We start from the raw sequence: 15,641 nt of genomic DNA, 5'->3' as shown, positions 1-15,641 counted from the left end.
GGACCGCCGGCCCGCGGCTCCCAGCGTTCAGCCCGGCGCCACCTCGCCCACGCCGAGGAGTCACCGCGGTGGATCAGGCTTCCCTCGTCCGACCCCCGCCCGGGGGCGCACCACGAAGGAAGTAACCACCGATGGATCGCAGATCGTTCATGGCCACGACGGGCCGCGCCTCTCTCCTGACGGGCGGGGCGCTCGCCGCCGGCACGGCCCTGACGGCCCCGCAGGCCGCGGCCGCCCCGGAGCACGACAGGCGCGACCACCACGGCGGTGGCCGGACGGTGCGGTTCAACATCATCAGCGACATCCAGGGCGACCTGGCCGACTTCGGCAGGGCGCTCGACGATCTGCACCGGATCAACCCCGACAGCGCCGGGCTGGGCGTCGCGGGTGACATCACCCCCCGGGGCTACGACTTCGAGTACGCCGAGGTCCGCCGCACCCTCCAGCGGCACCGGCACCCCCGGAACGTCGCGTGGGCCATCGGCAACCACGAGTTCTACGTCCCCAAGTACAGCGACCCGAACACGCTCGCCCAGGACACCTGGCCCAACGGCACCACGGAGGACTCGCTCTTCCGCAGCTTCTACAACTTCGCGGGGCGGAACAAGGTCTACACGGAGGCGTCGTTCGGCGGGGTCCCCGTCCTGACCCTCGGGACCGAACGCTACGCGCACTACCACGACGCGAAGTTGTGGGACGAGGTGTGGATCAGCGACGCGCAGTTCGCCTGGCTGGAGGACCGGCTCGCCCACTGGGCGCGGCGGCGCAAGCCCGTCATGGTACTGACCCACCACCCCCTGCCCAACACGGTGTCGGGCACCCGCAACAAGCTCTACCTGGGGGACTACCTCCAGCCCGACCGGCTCCTGTCGATCCTCGGCCGCCACAAGGACGTGTTCCTCTTCTCCGGCCACACCCACTGGGACCTCAACCTGTCGGACTGGGCGGTCCGCAGGGTCGTTCCCGGCACGGCGAACCTCGACGGCTTCACCGTCGTGAACACCTCCGCGGTCCAGACGGGGTGGACGGACGACGGCAAGGGCGGCGAGGTCGCGGTGGGCGGCACGTTCAACCAGGGCCTCCAGGTCGAGGTGGGCCCGCGCACGGTCGTCATCAAGGCCCGTGACTTCTCCACCGGCACCTGGCTCAAGCAGCTCACGGTCCCGCTGCACACGACGGCCTGAGACGGAAGGCGGAAGGCGGGGGCGGGGCAGCTCGGCGCGCCCCCGCCCCCCCGGCCGCCGGGAACGGCCCCCGGCCCCGTCCACGCGGATGCAGGACCCGGGACGCCCGGCCCTACACGGCGGGCGGCCCGGCACGTCCGGCCCTCACCGCCCGAACGCGTCGCTCCCGTTCGACCTGACGATGGTGAACACGGCGCCCTCCGGATCCGCGACCGTCGCCAGCCGGCCGCTCGACGCCTCGCGCGGCGGCTGCAGGACGCGACCGCCCAGCTCCACCACCCGAACGGCCGCCAGATCGGTGTCGGCGACCTCGAAGTACGTCATCCAGTGCGGTCCCCGGTCGCGCGGCAGTGCGTGGCCGACCCCGTGCAGCGCCGCCACCGGGACGCCGTCCAGGTGCAGGGTCTGGTAGTCGAAGTCGGCCGAGAGGACCGCCTCCGTCTCGTAGCCGAAGACCGTCTGGTAGAACTTCGCGACCGTCGACGTCTCCCGCGTCACCAGCTCGTTCCAGACAGGGGTGCCGGGCACGCCCGCCGTCATCGTGCCGATGTGCTCCGACCCCTGCCAGATGCCGAAGACCGCCCCGCTCGGGTCCGAGGCGATGGCGAGCCGCCCCGCCTCGCCCGCGTCCAACGGACCGACCGCGACCGTCCCGCCGCAGGAGCGGACGGCCTCCGCGGTGGCGTCGGCGTCGTCCGTGGCGAGGTAGGTGGTCCAGGCGATCGGGAGATGCCGGTCGGGCGGCAGCTGGCCGACGCCCGCGACCTCCTCGCCGTGCAGCAGTCCGCGGACATAGGGGCCCAGCTGATCGGGGCCCGGCAGGAACTCCCAGTCGAACAGGGCTCCGTAGAACTCCTGGGTCGCGGTCAGGCCGTGCACGATCAGACTCACCCAGCAAGGTGTTCCGGGCGTACGCCGGGCGGGGGCCTCGGTCATCGTTCTTTCTCTCCTCGGACCGTTGTGGTGGCCGTACGGGGGAAGGGGGCGGGCGTGCCGCCCCGGGTCGGGGCGGGGCCCGCGTGCCCCGTGCAGATGCTCGCACCCCCCGGCGCGGGGAGCGCACCGGCCGCGCCGCGTCGTCCGGGTTCTCGGCGAAGGACGGCCGGGTTCCCGCCGGCCGTCCTGTCCTCGGTGGTCATGGGCGCCCGGTGCGCTGCGCGAGGATGGCACCCATGAAGCCCATCATCACCGCATCCGCATGTGCGAGCGAGTCGGCCGGGCCGCGCCCGCCCGTACTCCTGGACGTCCGCTGGCAGCTCGGCGGACCGCACGGCCGCGCCGACTACGAGGCCGGGCACCTGCCCGGAGCCGTCTTCGTGGACCTCGACGAGGACCTCGCCGCCCCGGCGGGCGACGGCGGCCGCCACCCCCTTCCGGACCCGGAGGTCTTCGGGGCCGCGATGCGCCGGGCCGGAGTCGGTCAGGACACCCCCGTCGTGGTGTACGACGGCGGCCAGGGCTGGGCCGCGGCGCGGGCCTGGTGGCTGCTGCGCTGGGCCGGGCACCGGAACGTACGCGTGCTGGACGGCGGGCTCGCCGCCTGGACGGGCGACCTCTCCACCGAGGTCCCGCACCCCGTCGAGGGCGATTTCCGGCCGGAACCCGGGGCCCTGCCCACCCTGGACGCGGAAGGCGCGGCGGCCTTCGCCCGGTCGGGTCTGCTGCTCGACGCGCGGGCGGCGGAGCGCTACCGCGGCGACGTGGAGCCGATCGACCGGGTCGGCGGCCACATCCCGGGCGCCGTCTCCGCGCCGACCACCGAGAACGTCGACGCGGACGGGCGCTATCTCCCGGCCGAGCGACTCGCCGCCCGGTTCGCCCGACTGGGCGCGCAGGGCAGCCCCGACGGCGTGGGCGTCTACTGCGGCTCGGGGGTCTCCGGCGCGCACCAGGTGCTGGCCCTGGAGATCGCGGGCTTCACGGGCATCCTGTACCCCGGCTCCTGGTCCGAGTGGTCCTCGGACCCCTCCCGGCCGGTCGCCACGGGGCCCGACCCCCGGTAACGCCGCGGCCCCCGGAGACGACGAGAGGGCGGGACCGGTGCGCATCCGCGTTCCGTTCCCGCCCCCGCCGGTCGTCATTCCCGGTCAGTCCTGCTTCTTGCGCCGGGTGCCGAAGACGATCTCGTCCCAGCTCGGCACCGCGGCCCGGCGGCCCGGCCGCACCCCGTCCGCCTCGGCCTGACGGTCCGTCGTCCCGGTCAGCCGGTCCCGGTGACCGGCCACCGCCCGGGGCATCAGCACATCCGCGTACGCGGAGCCGGCCCCGGCCGAAGCGGCCGCGGCCGGCGGCTCGTCCGCCTCCGCCTCCTCCGCCGGTTCCAGCGCGGGGGGCTCGGGCTGCGCGGGCCGCTCGGGCACCACCATGTCGCCGCGGAAGCTCGGTACCGCCTCCAGCAGACTGGTCAGCGAGTCGCGCTCACCGGCCGAGGCGCTGCTCACGTACTCCTCGGGTTCGGAGGCCGGGGCGGGCCGCTCGATCTGCCGGTCCAGGGCCCGGTCCATCGGGCGGTCGCGATCGATCTGCCGGTCGAGGCTGCGGTCCAGCGGCCGGTCGCGCGGCAGGCGGGCGATCCGGGGCACGAACGGGAAGCTGGGCTCGGGTGCGGCGTCGTCGGTCTCGCCGATCAGCGAGCGCGCCTCGTCGTCCACGGCCTGGACCAGCCGCCGGGGCGGGTCGTACGTCCAGCTCGCCGAGTGCGGTTCGCCCGCGACCCGGTAGACGAGCAGGACCTCCCAGGTGCCGTCGTCGCGGCGCCAGGAATCCCACTGGACGGTCTCCTTGTCGGCGCCGCGCAGCAGGAGACGCTCCTGCACCGCCTCGCCGAGCTGGGGGCCGGTGTTCTCGCCGGGACGGCGCACAGGAGTCTTCCGGGCCCGCTCGGCCATGAAGGCGCGCTCCGCGAGCACGGGGCCCTCGAAGCGGCGTACACGGTCGACGGGGATGCCCGCGAACTGGGCGACCTCCTCCGCGGAGGCGCCGGCTCGTATGCGGGCCTGGATGTCGCGCGGCCGGAGGTGGCTCTCCACCTCGATCTCGATCTGGCCGAGCCGGGCGCGGTCGTTGCGCACGGCGGCGCGCAGCCGCTCATCGATCGGAAGCGTGTACTCCGTGCTGTCCGCAGCCTTGAGCACCAGTCGTGTGCCGTCGTTGGAGACGGCCACGACACGCAGTTCGGGCATGGGGACCTCCCGGGTGGTGCCTGCCGACGTCACGTGCGTCGCTGCTTCCGCTAGTCGAGTGTGACCTGCCCGGGTGCAGCCTGCCACAACCTTGCCAAGTTGCCCGGCGTGTCGGGCGCTCGTCCTGGTGTGCCGCCATGGCACGGTTGCCCATTGCGACCCAAAGTGACCGATTTGGCCGCCTTGTGCAGCGAGCATCCGTGCGATGCCTTGAAACCACCGGCTCGGGCGCCGCCGTCGGCCCCCTCCGGTGGCTGCGGAATCCCACGTCGGAGTCCGCCCCAGGGCTCGTCACAGTACTCCATTCGGGCCACCGGGGTGGACCGGCGCGCCGCCGAAGTTCTCGGGCGGTGCGGGAGTTGACGTACCCGGTCCGCCGCGAAATGCCCCTGATGCGTGTTGTGCTTCACACAATCCCCGGAAACGGAACTATCCGCTTCGCTCATTTGTCCCTTCCTGGTGCATGGTGGGAGAGATGTCAAGCAGGGGCTGGTAATGGTTCAGAAGCCGGAAAGCGACGCAGAACAGAAGGAAAAGCGCATAGATCTGAGTCTCCCGCAGGTCGCCGGGAGCGCTGTGGCCGCCGTCGCGGCGGCGGTGGCCGCCTCACAACTGGGGGTGTACGGCACGATCGCCGGGGCGGGCGTGATGAGCGTCGTCGCCACCTGTGGCGGCTCGGTCTTCCAGCACTTCTTCCGCCGCACGGGCGAGCAGATCCGCGAGGTGACGGTCCAGGTGGTCCACCCGGAGGGCCGCCAGGTGACGGTGCACACCAAGGAGACGACGCCCGCCGGGCGCCGATCCGCCGCCGCACGGCGCTCCGGTCCGGATCCGGATCCGGATCCGGCCGAGGACGCCACCACCGTGCTGCCGACGGTGGACCCCGGGGCGGTACCGGAGGTGGTCCCGGACGCGGAGAGCACGCACCTGCTCGCCCCCGTCGCGGACTCCGACCGCACCCAGCTGCTCGACCTCGGTGACGCGCGGACCCGGATGCTCCGCGTCCCCCCGCCGGGCGGAGGCCCGGCCCGCGGTGCTGGAGCCGAGGACGACCGTACGCGGATGCTGCGGCGGAACGACGTCCGCACGCGGCCGGCGCCGCAGGGCGGAACGGCCCCGGCCGGCCCCGACGAGGAGTTCGGCGAGGGCGTGACGCACGGCACCCGGCTGCGCGGCTGGAAACGGCCCGCGCTCGCCGCCGCCGCGGTCTTCGCCGTCTCCATGGCCGGGATCACCGTGTTCGAGGTCGTCTCGGGCAACGACCTCAGCGGCGGCCAGGGCACCACCCTCAGCTCAGTGGTGCGCGGCGGCGGCGACCGGGACTCCGGCCCCGCCGACCCCGCGCCCTCCGAGGACGCCGACCGGGACGGCGGAGCGGACGACCGCCGCCCGTCCCCCGGCGCCTCCACCGGTTCGGCCCCCGCCACGGACGGCGGCGACGGCAGCGGCACGAGCCCGGACCCCGGCACGGGAACCGGGAGCGAGAGGCCCACCACCGGGCCCACCCCCACCCCGACGCCCTCCGGGACCGGCGGCGGGACCGCCCCCGGCCCGACGCAGCCCACCCCCTCGGCCCCCGGCGACGCGGGCACCGGCGAGCCCCCGGCCGACCCCGGCGCCGGCGCCGGGCAGGGCGAGCAGGGTCCGCCCGCCGACGCCACCGAGTGACCGGAGCGCCGGCCGTACGACGCGCCTCGGCCCCGGCCCCCTCCCGACGGAGGGGGCCGGGGCCGAGCGCGTACCGAAAGCCGGGAGGGCTCAGTCGCCGAGCACGCGCCGCAGGTAGTCGTTGCCGAACATGCGGTCCGGGTCCAGCCGGTCGCGCAGCGCGGTGAACTCGCCGAAGCGCGGGTAGACCTCGGAGAAGTAGGCCGCGTCCCGGGTGTGGATCTTGCCCCAGTGCGGCCGGCCCCCGTGCGCGGTCATGATCCGCTCGACCGCGGTGAAGTACGAGCGGTGGGGCGTGCCCCGGTACAGGTGGACGGCGATGTACGCGCTGTCCCGGCCCGACGCGGTGGACAGGGTCATGTCGTCGGCCGGAGCGGTGCGTACCTCGACCGGAAAGCTGATCTTCAGCGGAGAGCGTTCGACCATGGCCTTCAGCTCCCGCAGCGCCGCCACGGCCTGCTCGCGCGGCACGGCGTACTCCATCTCCACGAACCGCACCCGGCGCGGGCTGGTGAAGACCTTGTAGGGGATGTCGGTGTACGTACGCGAGGACAGCGCCCGGCTGGAGAGCCTGGCGATCGAGGGGATCGTCGCCGGGACCGCGCGCCCCAGCGAACAGGCGACCTGGAAGACCCCGTTGGACAGCAGCTCGTCGTCGACCCAGCTGCGCACCTTCCCGGGAGGGGCGGCCGGCCCGGCGCTGCGGTTGTTGCGCTTGGTGGTGCAGTTCCCGGTGTGCGGGAACCAGTAGAACTCGAAGTGCTCGTTCTCGGCCACGAGCTCGTCGAAGTCCGAGGTGACCCGGTCGAAGCCCATCGGCTCCTCACGGGCCGTCAGCAGGAAGATCGGCTCCACGGCGAGGGTCACGGCGGTGATCACCCCGAGGGCGCCGAGGCCGATCCGGGCCGCGGCGAAGATCTCCGGGTTCTGCTCGGCCGAGCAGACCAGCACGGTGCCGTCCGCGGTCACCAGCTCCAGCGCCCGGATCTGCGCGGATATCGACGCCGAGTCCCGGCCCGTGCCGTGGGTGCCGGTGGAGGTGGCCCCGGCGATGGTCTGCTCCATGATGTCGCCCATGTTGGTGAGCGACAGCCCCTCGCGGGCGAGTGCGGTGTTGAGCCGCTTGAGCGGGGTTCCGGCCTCCACCGTCACGGTCATCGCCTCACGGTCGACGTCCCGGATTCCGGTGAGCAGGTCGGGGCGTATCAGCACCCCGTCGGTGGCGGCCGTCGCCGTGAAGGAGTGGCCCGAACCCACCGGCTTCACCTTCAGGCCGTCCGCGCCCGCTCTGCGCACCACGTCCGCGAGCTCGTCCACGGACGCGGGGGACTCGGTGCGGGCGGGCCGGGCGGTGACGGTACCCGCCCAGTTATGCCACGTGCTCGTCTTCGTCCGTGCGTAGGTGTCGGTCATCTTCCCCGCGCCCTCCCGTCGTAGCCGGCCCGGCCAGCCGGCGGTATCCCAGGAACGCCACCACCGCCGCGAGCGCTCCCGCCGCGACGGGCACCGCGTACCCCGCCTCCGCCCCGGCGGCGTCGACCACCCAGCCGGCGGCCGAGGAGCCCAGCGCCACTCCGACCGCGAGCCCGGTACTGGTCCAGGTCATGCCCTCGGTCAGCTTGGTGCGCGGTACGTGCGCTTCGACGAGGGCCATGGTGGTGACCATCGTGGGTGCGACGGCGAGGCCCGCGACAAAGAGCGCCACGGCCAGCAACGGAAGGTTCCCGGCCAGTTGGAGGGGGATCATACTCACGGCCATCGCGAGGACACCCACCAGCCACCTGATCGCGGGCCTCCCCTTCAGGTGCAGCAGCCCGAACACCGCGCCGGCGAGACACGAACCGAGCGCGTAGACGGCCAGCACCAGGGACGCCGCGGACTTGTGCCCGCGCTCCTCGGCGAAGGCCACGGTCACCACGTCCACGGCCCCGAAGATCGCTCCCGTCGCCACGAAGGTGGCCACCAGGACCTGGAGCCCCCGCGAGCGCAGCGCCGAGCCCCCGGTGTGCTGCGACTTCGGGTGCGGTACCGGTTCGGTGGCGCGCTGCGCCGTCAGCCAGAAGACGCCGACCAGCAGGAAACCGGCGGCGATCAGCGGCCCCGCCTCCGGGAACCAGGCGGTGGACAGCCCGATGGAGATGATCGGACCGAAGATGAAGCACACCTCGTCGACGATCGACTCCCACGCGTACGCGGTGTGCAGGTCCCGTCCGGAGCCCCGGTAGATCTCCGCCCAGCGGGACCGGACCATCGACCCCACGCTCGGCACGCAGCCCGCGCCCGCCGAGAAGACGAACAGCGTCCACTCCGGCATCCCCTGCTGGGCACAGATCAGCAGGCCCCCGACCGCCGCCACCGCCACCAGCGTGACCGGGCGCAGCACCCGGCGCTGACCGTGGCGGTCGACCAGCCGGGAGACCTGGGGGCCGCAGACCGCGGCCGACATCGCCAGGGTCGCCGACAGCGCCCCGGCCAGCCCGTAGCGACCGGTGAGCTGGGAGATCATCGTCACGACGCCGATGCCCATCATGGACAGCGGCATCCGGCCGAAGAACCCCGCGGCGGAGAAACCCTTGGTGCCGGGGGCGGAGAAGATGGCGCGGTAGGGGCTGGGCAAGGGGTACTCCGGTCGTGCCTGTCATGCGTGTAGTCGACCGACACAGCTTACGGGCCGGGCGGCCGGACCGGACACCGCTTTCCGGGCGCCGCGGGGGCTCCCCGCCGCGCCCCCGCGCTTTCCCGACAGGGCGTCGGATGTCGGTGGGCGCCCTGTCCGAGGGGGGTGGCAGGATCGATGCCATGTCCGATCTGCGCGATCCCGCTCCCTACGACGCCCTGTTGCTGCTCTCCTTCGGCGGCCCCGAAGGCCCGGACGACGTGGTCCCGTTCCTGGCGAACGTGACCCGCGGCCGGGGCATCCCCGAGGAACGCCTGAAGGAGGTCGGCAAGCACTACTTCCTCTTCGGCGGAGTCAGCCCGATCAACGCGCAGAACCGCGCCCTGCTCGACGCGCTGCGCAAGGACTTCGCCGACCACGCCCTGGACCTGCCGGTCTACTGGGGCAACCGCAACTGGGCGCCGTACCTGACCGACGTCCTGCGCGAGATGACCGAGGACGGCCACCGCCGGATCGCCGTCCTCGCCACCAGCGCCTACGCCTCGTACTCCGGCTGCCGCCAGTACCGCGAGAACCTCGCCGAGTCGCTGGCCGCCCTGGAGGACGAAGGGCTGGAGCCCCCCCGGGTGGACAAGCTGCGGCACTACTTCAACCACCCGGGCTTCGTGGAGCCCATGGTGGACGGCGTCCTCGCCTCGCTCGCCGACCTCCCCGAGGACGTCCGCGCCGACGCGCACATCGCGTTCACCACCCACTCCATCCCGACCTCCGCCGCCGACGCCTCGGGCCCCGCGGAGGCGCACGGCGAAGGCGGCGCGTACGTCGCCGAGCACCTCGACGTGGCCCGGCTGATCGTCGAGGCGGTGCGCGCCGAGACCGGCGTCGAGCATCCCTGGCAGCTCGTCTACCAGTCCCGCAGCGGCGCCCCGCACATCCCGTGGCTGGAGCCCGACATCTGCGACCACCTGGAGACCCTGCACGGCGAGGGCGTCCCCGCGGTCGTGATGGCGCCCATCGGCTTCGTCTCCGACCACATGGAGGTCCTGTACGACCTCGACACCGAGGCGAAGGCCAAGGCCGCCGAGCTCGGACTGCCGGTCCGCCGCTCCGCCACCGTCGGCGACGACCCCCGTTTCGCCGCCGCCGTGCGGGACCTGCTCCTGGAGCGCGCCGCGAGCGAGCGCGGCCGGGCGGTGGAGCGCTGCGCGCTGGGGGCCCTGGGGCCCTCCCACGACCTCTGCCCGGTCGGCTGCTGCCCCGCCAGGACTCCGAAGCCGGCCGCGGCGGGTGCGGACAGCCCGTACGCCTAGTCCGTACGCCTAGTCCGTATGCCTGGTCCGTACGACCACGCGTCGCCCGCCCGCCCGTGCGCACCGATCACCTGGGAGCACCGTGACCGACCCCGACCTCTCCGAACTGCTCGACCTCGCCCTGGAGGCGGCCCGCCGCGCCGGAGCCCTGCTGCGCGACGGCCGTCCGGCCGACCTGGGGGTGGCGGCGACCAAGTCCAGCCCCATCGACGTGGTCACCGAGATGGACATCGCCGCCGAGAAGCTGATCACCGGCTACCTCTCCGACTTCCGCCCCGACGACGGCTTCTTGGGGGAGGAGGGCGCCGGCTCCCCGGGCACCACCGGCATCCGCTGGGTCATCGACCCGCTCGACGGCACGGTGAACTACCTCTACGGGCTGCCGACCTGGGCCGTCTCCATCGCCGCCGAACGCGACGGCGAGCGGGTGGTGGGCGTCGTCGAGGCCCCGATGCGCCGGGAGACCTTCCAGGCGGTCCTGGGCGGCGGCGCGTTCGCGAACGGCGAGGCACTGCGCTGCCGGCCCGCCCCGCCGCTGGACCAGGCCCTCGTCTCGACCGGCTTCAACTACGTCACCCGCGTCCGCACCCACCAGGCGGACGTGGCCCGGCGGCTGATCCCCAGGCTCCGGGACATCCGGCGCGGCGGCTCGGCCGCCATCGACCTCTGCGATGTGGCGGCGGGCCGTCTCGACGGCTACTACGAGCGCGGGCTGCACCCCTGGGACCTGGCCGCGGGCGACCTCATCGCCCGGGAGGCGGGCGCGCTGACCGGCGGGCGTCCCGGGCTGCCCGCCGACGGCGACCTCACGGTGGCCGCCGTCCCGGGCGTCTTCGAGCCGCTCCAGGCCGCCCTGGAGGAACTGGGCGCCTGGCACGACTGACGCGGCGCACGGCAGGCGCGCCGGAAAGGCCCCGGCGAGGGGTCTGCGGGCGCCGCACACGCCAGGGGGCCCCGGACACCATGACGGTGTCCGGGGCCCCCTGGCGTGCGGCTCAGACGGTGGTGGCGCCGATGTTCACGCCGTGCTCGGCGGCGAGACGGTGAAGATCGTCCAGCTCGCCCTGCTCGACGTCCGCGAGGAAGTCGTCGCCGTCCTCGCGCGCCCGCGTGAGGTCGGACTCGGTCGTCTTGATGCGGTGCAGCAGACCTGCGGTGAAAGCGTCCATGATGCGCCCCCTCATCGTGGGTCGGTGGCACGGGGGTGTGCCCGGGATCCCCCCGGCCGGAGAGCCGGAGGAGCGGGTGATCGCGCCGCTGCTCGGGGGAAAGAAGAGCGGGCCGTGGGATGCCACGTGGCAGGCGTGATCGCGGGTGTGAACCCCTCATCCCCATGCCCAGCCTCAGAGAAACCTCAACTGCTCCGTAAATCCGGCGCTTTCCCGGGGGACGGTGCGCGGGAGGCCCGGCGGGCGGCCGGGCCTCCCGCCGCCTTACCGCCGGTTTATGCGCGTTGCGGGCAGGATGGGATCACACAGTGGGCGTCGCTGCCCGCGTCCGGGCGGCCCCCGCGGGGCCGCTCGCTCCGTGAACCCATCGAAGGACCGAAGGAAGGACTGCGCCGTGCGCGTACTCGTCGTCGAGGACGAGCAGCTGCTCGCCGATGCGGTGGCCACCGGACTGCGCCGGGAGGCCATGGCCGTCGACGTCGTCTACGACGGAGCCGCGGCCCTGGAGCGCATCGGGGTCAACGACTACGACGTCGTCGTGCTGGACCGGGACCTCCCGGTGGTGCACGGGGACGACGTCTGCCGCCGGGTCGTCGAGCTGGGGATGCCCACCCGGGTGCTCATGCTCACCGCGTCCGGCGACGTCAGCGACCGGGTGGAGGGCCTGGAGCTGGGCGCGGACGACTACCTGCCCAAGCCTTTCGCCTTCAGCGAGCTGACCGCCCGGGTGCGCGCGCTGGGCCGCCGTACGACGGTGGCGCTGCCGCCCGTCCTGGAGCGCGCCGGCATCAAGCTCGATCCGAACCGCCGCGAGGTCTTCCGCGACGACGTGGAGATCCAGCTCGCCCCGAAGGAGTTCGCGGTGCTGGAGGTCCTGATGCGCAGCGAGGGGGCGGTCGTCTCGGCGGAACAGCTGCTGGAGAAGGCCTGGGACGAGAACACCGATCCCTTCACCAACGTGGTGCGGGTCACGGTGATGACGCTCCGCCGCAAGCTCGGCGAACCGCCCGTCATCGTCACCGTGCCGGGCTCCGGATACCGGATCTGAGGACCATGGTCACCACCCCGGAGCCCCCCGCGGCGCCTCCGAAGCCCACCTGGGAGCCCAAACAGCACGAGCCCCCGTACCCCTGGCTGCGCCCCACCATCCGGATACGGCTCACGCTGCTGTACGGCGGGATGTTCCTGATCGCCGGCATCGTGCTCCTGTCGATCATCTACATGCTGGCCGCGCAGGCTCTGCACGACGCGGGAAGCCTGGAGCTCAAGGTCGGCGGGACCAATGTGCTGATCGCCAGCGACGCCTGCCCGCAGCTCGCTTCCGCCACCAACATCGACCAGGTGAACGAGACGATCAAGGCGTGCACGGCCACCCAGCGCCGGCACGCCCTGGACACGCTGCTCAACCGTTCGCTCCTCGCCCTGGTCGGCCTCAGCGTGATCGCCTTCGCCTTCGGCTACGCCATGGCCGGACGCGTCCTGTCCCCGCTCGGGCGGATCACCCGGACCGCGCGCCGGGTGGCCGGGACGGACCTCACCCGTCGGATCGAGCTGGACGGCCCGGACGACGAGCTGAAGGAGCTGGCGGACACCTTCGACGACATGCTGGACCGGCTGGAGCGGGCGTTCACCGCCCAGCAGCGGTTCGTCGGCAACGCCTCGCACGAGCTGCGCACCCCGCTGGCGATCAACCGCACCCTGCTGGAGGTCCACCTCTCCGACCCGGAGGCCCCGCCGGAGCTCCATCAGCTCGGCAAGACCCTCCTGGCCACCAACGAGCGCAGCGAGCAGCTGGTCGAGGGCCTGCTGCTGCTGGCCCGCAGCGACAACCAGATCGTCGAGCGCAAACCGGTGGACCTGGCGGAGGTCGCCGAGCGCGCCATCGACCAGACCCGGGCGGAGGCCTCGGGGAGGAAGGTGGAGATCCGCGGTGAGCGGGGCTCGGCCGTGGTCCAGGGCAACGGGGTCCTGCTGGAGCGGATCGCGCTGAACCTCGTGCAGAACGCCGTACGCTACAACGTGCCCGAGGACGGGTGGGTGGAGGTCGCCACGGAGGTCCGGCACGGGCAGGCCCTGCTGACCGTCTCCAACAGCGGCCCGGTGGTCCCGGCGTACGAGATCGACAATCTTTTCGAGCCCTTCCGGCGGTTGCGTACGGAGCGCACGGGCAGCGACAAGGGCGTCGGGCTCGGCCTGTCGATCGCGCGTTCCGTCGCACGGGCCCACGGAGGCCGTATCATCGCGGAGCCCCGCGAGGGCGGGGGGCTCGTGATGCGCGTCACTCTGCCGGTCTGAGAAGCCGCGCGCGGTGTTACCGCACCGCATCTCCCTGTTCGCTTTGGGCGGAATTTTCGTGACCCGTCCCCGGTCGAACCGTGTGTGATCGATCACACGGCCGATTTTTCTTCTCTCTACGCACCGTGACGGTGACTCTGCCGGAAAGCCGGTAAACGCCCGGGTTTTCGAGGATCATTATCACGGGAAGTACACGGGGTGGCTCCCGTGAACCGCACCGACGGGACCGTGTACGGTCCCCATCGCCACCCAAGCCGAGCCTCGCCGAGGCGGCCGGTCGGGTGTCGATTGAGTAACAGACCTTGATGTGAGGCAAAATCTCCGCCTCAGGTCGGGCACAAGTCCGGCCTCTCACGCGTTACGTGCGCTGAGACACCCGTATGAACCCAAGAGGGGGAGAGCGACATGGCAACGGACTACGACACCCCACGCAAGACCGACGACGACGTCGACCAGGACAGTCTCGAGGAGCTCAAGGCGCGCCGGAGCGACAAGACGGCCTCCGCCGTCGACGTCGACGAGTTCGACGCGGCCGAGGGCCTGGAACTGCCCGGCGCGGACCTCTCCAACGAGGAGCTGGCCGTCCGGGTGCTGCCCAAGCAGGCCGACGAGTTCACCTGCATGAGCTGCTTCCTGGTGCACCACCGCAGCCAGCTGGCCCGCGAGAAGAACGGTCAGCCCATCTGCCGCGACTGCGACTGAGGTCGAGTCGGCCGTGGCAGGCGAGACACCGTTCCGGAAGCGGCGCCCCTGGCGTCGGCACGGCCAGCAGGCACAGCAGGACGGTACGGGCGGTACAGGCCCGGCAGAAGGCGCTCACGCGCCTGCCGAGCGGTCCGCCACCCCGCCGGACCCTTCCGGCGGTTCCGACGACGAGCGGGGCCGTTCGGCCTCGCTCGAGGTGGCCGGGGCGGCCCCGCTGCCGGACCGGCCCGCAGAGCAGGACCGGGCTGACCCCGCGGCCGGGGGCCGTCTGCACGCGGTGAAACGGGGTGTGCGCAAGAGCGGGGAGGGCGCGAAGGCGCTGGCCGCCCAGCTGGCCGACCGCATCATCGACACGGCGCCCCGGGTGCCCGTGCGCGACCTCGCCACGCTGCGGAGGCAGTTCCCCGGGCTGGGGCCCGAGGAACTGGCCGACAAGCTGGTCACGGGAGCCTGCCGGGGCACCGCGACCGTCGGCGCAGGCATCGGGGCCGCCGCCATGATGCCCGTACCGCCGGCCATGCTCGCCGAGCTGGCGGCGGAGGTGACCGGCGTGGCCGCCATAGAGATGAAGCTCGTCGCCGAGCTCCACGAGGTCTACGGCCGCCGCCCGCCCGGCAACCTCGGCCAGCGCAGCGGCGCGTACCTGACGTCGTGGACGGAGGAGCGCGGCATCGACGTCACCCGGCCCACCACGCTCAACGCCGCTCTCGGCGGCCAGATGAAGCGCGAGCTGCGCCAGCAGATCATGAAGCGCATGGCGCGCAATCTGCCCAACCTGCTCCCGTTCATGATCGGCGCCGCCGTGGGCGCCACGATGAACCGCCGCGACACCCGCAAGCTCGCCGACCGGATCCGGGAGGACCTGCGCAAGCACCAGGTCCCGTGGGACCGGCTGCCCGCACTGCCCCCGCTGGAGCAGCCCGCCGACCCGGCCGTGCTGCCCGAGGCGGTCGAGGACCCCTGAACGGTAGCGGGGCCTCGCGCGGAGGCCCCGCACCGAGCCGGACCCGGGCGGGGCCGGGGGCGTCCGCTCAGGCGGCCGGGACCGCGCTCAACGCCGCCGCCAGACCCCGGGGATCCCGCGTGGAGAGGAAGATGTACGGCGTCGGGTCCTGCGGGTCGATGACCTCCACCCGCACCGCCGTCTCCACATAGCCGCGCAGCAGCATGAACGCCCTCGCGTCCGCCTTGTGCGTGCGCCAGGCCAGCGCTTCCTGCGCGTTCAGCACCTCGGCCTCGCCGAGCGCCGACAACGGGATCCGGGCGTCCCCGGCGACGAGCGCCCCCGCCACCACCCGGATCCGGGCGGAGCCGTAGCTGCTCACCACGACCGCCGCCGCGGCGGCGCCGCCCACCAGTCCGGCGAGCATCGGCAGGGTGCCCAGCGGCAGAAGCATCAGCGCGCAGGCGATGCCGACCCCGAAGGCGATGAACCACCAGGAACGGGGCGCGGTGAGACGTTCGTCGAAGGGCGGTGCGGAAGGCTGCATGGCACCAAGCTTGGCACGGCG

The 15,641-nt window shown here is 73.0% G+C and carries 15 protein-coding genes; 9 read left to right on the top strand and 6 right to left on the bottom strand.

Features of this window, described 5'->3' with window-relative positions:
- The first annotated feature begins 131 nt into the window (after positions 1 to 131).
- Positions 132 to 1,184 (top strand): DUF4073 domain-containing protein, encoded by a 1,053-nt coding sequence (locus AMK24_RS10625; RefSeq protein ID WP_073767433.1) that lies wholly within the window; start codon positions 132 to 134, stop codon positions 1,182 to 1,184.
- 144 nt (positions 1,185 to 1,328) lie between these two features.
- Here the strand turns inward: AMK24_RS10625 and AMK24_RS10620 are convergent, their stop codons facing one another.
- Positions 1,329 to 2,120 (bottom strand): VOC family protein, encoded by a 792-nt coding sequence (locus AMK24_RS10620; protein ID WP_073767432.1) that lies wholly within the window; start codon positions 2,118 to 2,120, stop codon positions 1,329 to 1,331.
- Between the two features lie 236 nt (positions 2,121 to 2,356).
- Between AMK24_RS10620 and AMK24_RS10615 the strand changes: the two genes are divergently transcribed.
- On the top strand, positions 2,357 to 3,187 hold the full coding sequence (locus AMK24_RS10615) for a sulfurtransferase (protein WP_073767431.1): 831 nt from the start codon (positions 2,357 to 2,359) through the stop codon (positions 3,185 to 3,187).
- 84 nt (positions 3,188 to 3,271) lie between these two features.
- Here the strand turns inward: AMK24_RS10615 and sepH are convergent, their stop codons facing one another.
- The gene (gene sepH / locus AMK24_RS10610; protein ID WP_073768757.1) at positions 3,272 to 4,366 is read right to left on the bottom strand and encodes a septation protein SepH; all 1,095 of its coding nucleotides are present in this window, start codon (positions 4,364 to 4,366) and stop codon (positions 3,272 to 3,274) included.
- A gap of 495 nt (positions 4,367 to 4,861) precedes the next feature.
- Here sepH and AMK24_RS10605 point away from each other — a divergent pair, with 495 nt between their 5' ends.
- The gene (locus tag AMK24_RS10605) at positions 4,862 to 6,034 is read left to right on the top strand and encodes a hypothetical protein (RefSeq protein ID WP_079190480.1); all 1,173 of its coding nucleotides are present in this window, start codon (positions 4,862 to 4,864) and stop codon (positions 6,032 to 6,034) included.
- A gap of 90 nt (positions 6,035 to 6,124) precedes the next feature.
- Here AMK24_RS10605 and AMK24_RS10600 read toward each other — a convergent pair whose 3' ends face one another.
- Both AMK24_RS10600 and AMK24_RS10595 read right to left on the bottom strand, forming a co-directional pair.
- Positions 6,125 to 7,447, bottom strand: coding sequence for a D-arabinono-1,4-lactone oxidase (locus tag AMK24_RS10600; protein WP_073767429.1), 1,323 nt, complete (start codon positions 7,445 to 7,447; stop codon positions 6,125 to 6,127).
- Positions 7,404 to 8,651, bottom strand: a complete 1,248-nt coding sequence (locus AMK24_RS10595) for an MFS transporter (protein WP_073767428.1) — start codon at positions 8,649 to 8,651, stop codon at positions 7,404 to 7,406. Before AMK24_RS10595 ends, AMK24_RS10600 begins: the two co-directional genes overlap by 44 nt.
- Before the next feature lie 182 nt (positions 8,652 to 8,833).
- On the opposite strand from AMK24_RS10595, the gene AMK24_RS10590 reads away from it, so the two are divergent.
- Both AMK24_RS10590 and AMK24_RS10585 read left to right on the top strand, forming a co-directional pair.
- A complete protein-coding gene (locus AMK24_RS10590; protein WP_073767425.1) occupies positions 8,834 to 9,961 on the top strand; it encodes a ferrochelatase in 1,128 nt (375 codons plus the stop codon).
- An 82-nt stretch (positions 9,962 to 10,043) separates the two neighbouring features.
- Complete coding sequence (locus AMK24_RS10585) at positions 10,044 to 10,844, top strand: inositol monophosphatase family protein (RefSeq protein WP_073767423.1); 801 nt, start codon at positions 10,044 to 10,046, stop codon at positions 10,842 to 10,844.
- A gap of 112 nt (positions 10,845 to 10,956) precedes the next feature.
- On the opposite strand, the gene AMK24_RS34195 is transcribed toward AMK24_RS10585, so the two are convergent.
- A complete protein-coding gene (locus tag AMK24_RS34195) occupies positions 10,957 to 11,130 on the bottom strand; it encodes a hypothetical protein (RefSeq protein ID WP_199876412.1) in 174 nt (57 codons plus the stop codon).
- 394 nt (positions 11,131 to 11,524) lie between these two features.
- On the opposite strand from AMK24_RS34195, the gene AMK24_RS10580 reads away from it, so the two are divergent.
- The 4 genes from AMK24_RS10580 (at position 11,525) to AMK24_RS10565 (ending at position 15,094) form a co-directional block, all read left to right on the top strand.
- A complete protein-coding gene (locus AMK24_RS10580; RefSeq protein WP_073767421.1) occupies positions 11,525 to 12,178 on the top strand; it encodes a response regulator transcription factor in 654 nt (217 codons plus the stop codon).
- Between the two features lie 5 nt (positions 12,179 to 12,183).
- Positions 12,184 to 13,425 (top strand): sensor histidine kinase, encoded by a 1,242-nt coding sequence (locus AMK24_RS10575; RefSeq protein WP_073767419.1) that lies wholly within the window; start codon positions 12,184 to 12,186, stop codon positions 13,423 to 13,425.
- 405 nt (positions 13,426 to 13,830) lie between these two features.
- Positions 13,831 to 14,127, top strand: a complete 297-nt coding sequence (locus tag AMK24_RS10570; RefSeq protein ID WP_003965732.1) for a DUF4193 domain-containing protein — start codon at positions 13,831 to 13,833, stop codon at positions 14,125 to 14,127.
- A gap of 13 nt (positions 14,128 to 14,140) precedes the next feature.
- Positions 14,141 to 15,094, top strand: coding sequence for a hypothetical protein (locus AMK24_RS10565; RefSeq protein ID WP_073767417.1), 954 nt, complete (start codon positions 14,141 to 14,143; stop codon positions 15,092 to 15,094).
- Positions 15,095 to 15,161: 67 nt separating this feature from the next.
- Here AMK24_RS10565 and AMK24_RS10560 read toward each other — a convergent pair whose 3' ends face one another.
- A complete protein-coding gene (locus AMK24_RS10560; protein ID WP_073767415.1) occupies positions 15,162 to 15,620 on the bottom strand; it encodes a DUF3093 domain-containing protein in 459 nt (152 codons plus the stop codon).
- Positions 15,621 to 15,641 lie beyond the last annotated feature (21 nt).

This window comes from Streptomyces sp. CB02366, from assembly GCF_001905905.1.
Lineage (GTDB): Bacteria > Actinomycetota > Actinomycetes > Streptomycetales > Streptomycetaceae > Streptomyces.
This window is presented reverse-complemented; position numbering and strand designations above follow the sequence as displayed.

Bases quoted from the DNA above. Each gene is read 5' to 3' on its own strand.
- AMK24_RS10625 (WP_073767433.1), top strand. From the start codon at position 132: ATGGATCGCAGATCGTTCATGGCCACGACGGGCCGCGCCTCTCTCCTG.
- AMK24_RS10620 (WP_073767432.1), bottom strand. From the start codon at position 2,120: ATGACCGAGGCCCCCGCCCGGCGTACGCCCGGAACACCTTGCTGGGTG.
- AMK24_RS10615 (WP_073767431.1), top strand. From the start codon at position 2,357: ATGAAGCCCATCATCACCGCATCCGCATGTGCGAGCGAGTCGGCCGGG.
- sepH (WP_073768757.1), bottom strand. From the start codon at position 4,366: ATGCCCGAACTGCGTGTCGTGGCCGTCTCCAACGACGGCACACGACTG.
- AMK24_RS10605 (WP_079190480.1), top strand. From the start codon at position 4,862: ATGGTTCAGAAGCCGGAAAGCGACGCAGAACAGAAGGAAAAGCGCATA.
- AMK24_RS10600 (WP_073767429.1), bottom strand. From the start codon at position 7,447: ATGACCGACACCTACGCACGGACGAAGACGAGCACGTGGCATAACTGG.
- AMK24_RS10590 (WP_073767425.1), top strand. From the start codon at position 8,834: ATGTCCGATCTGCGCGATCCCGCTCCCTACGACGCCCTGTTGCTGCTC.
- AMK24_RS34195 (WP_199876412.1), bottom strand. From the start codon at position 11,130: ATGGACGCTTTCACCGCAGGTCTGCTGCACCGCATCAAGACGACCGAG.
- AMK24_RS10575 (WP_073767419.1), top strand. From the start codon at position 12,184: ATGGTCACCACCCCGGAGCCCCCCGCGGCGCCTCCGAAGCCCACCTGG.
- AMK24_RS10570 (WP_003965732.1), top strand. From the start codon at position 13,831: ATGGCAACGGACTACGACACCCCACGCAAGACCGACGACGACGTCGAC.
- AMK24_RS10560 (WP_073767415.1), bottom strand. From the start codon at position 15,620: ATGCAGCCTTCCGCACCGCCCTTCGACGAACGTCTCACCGCGCCCCGT.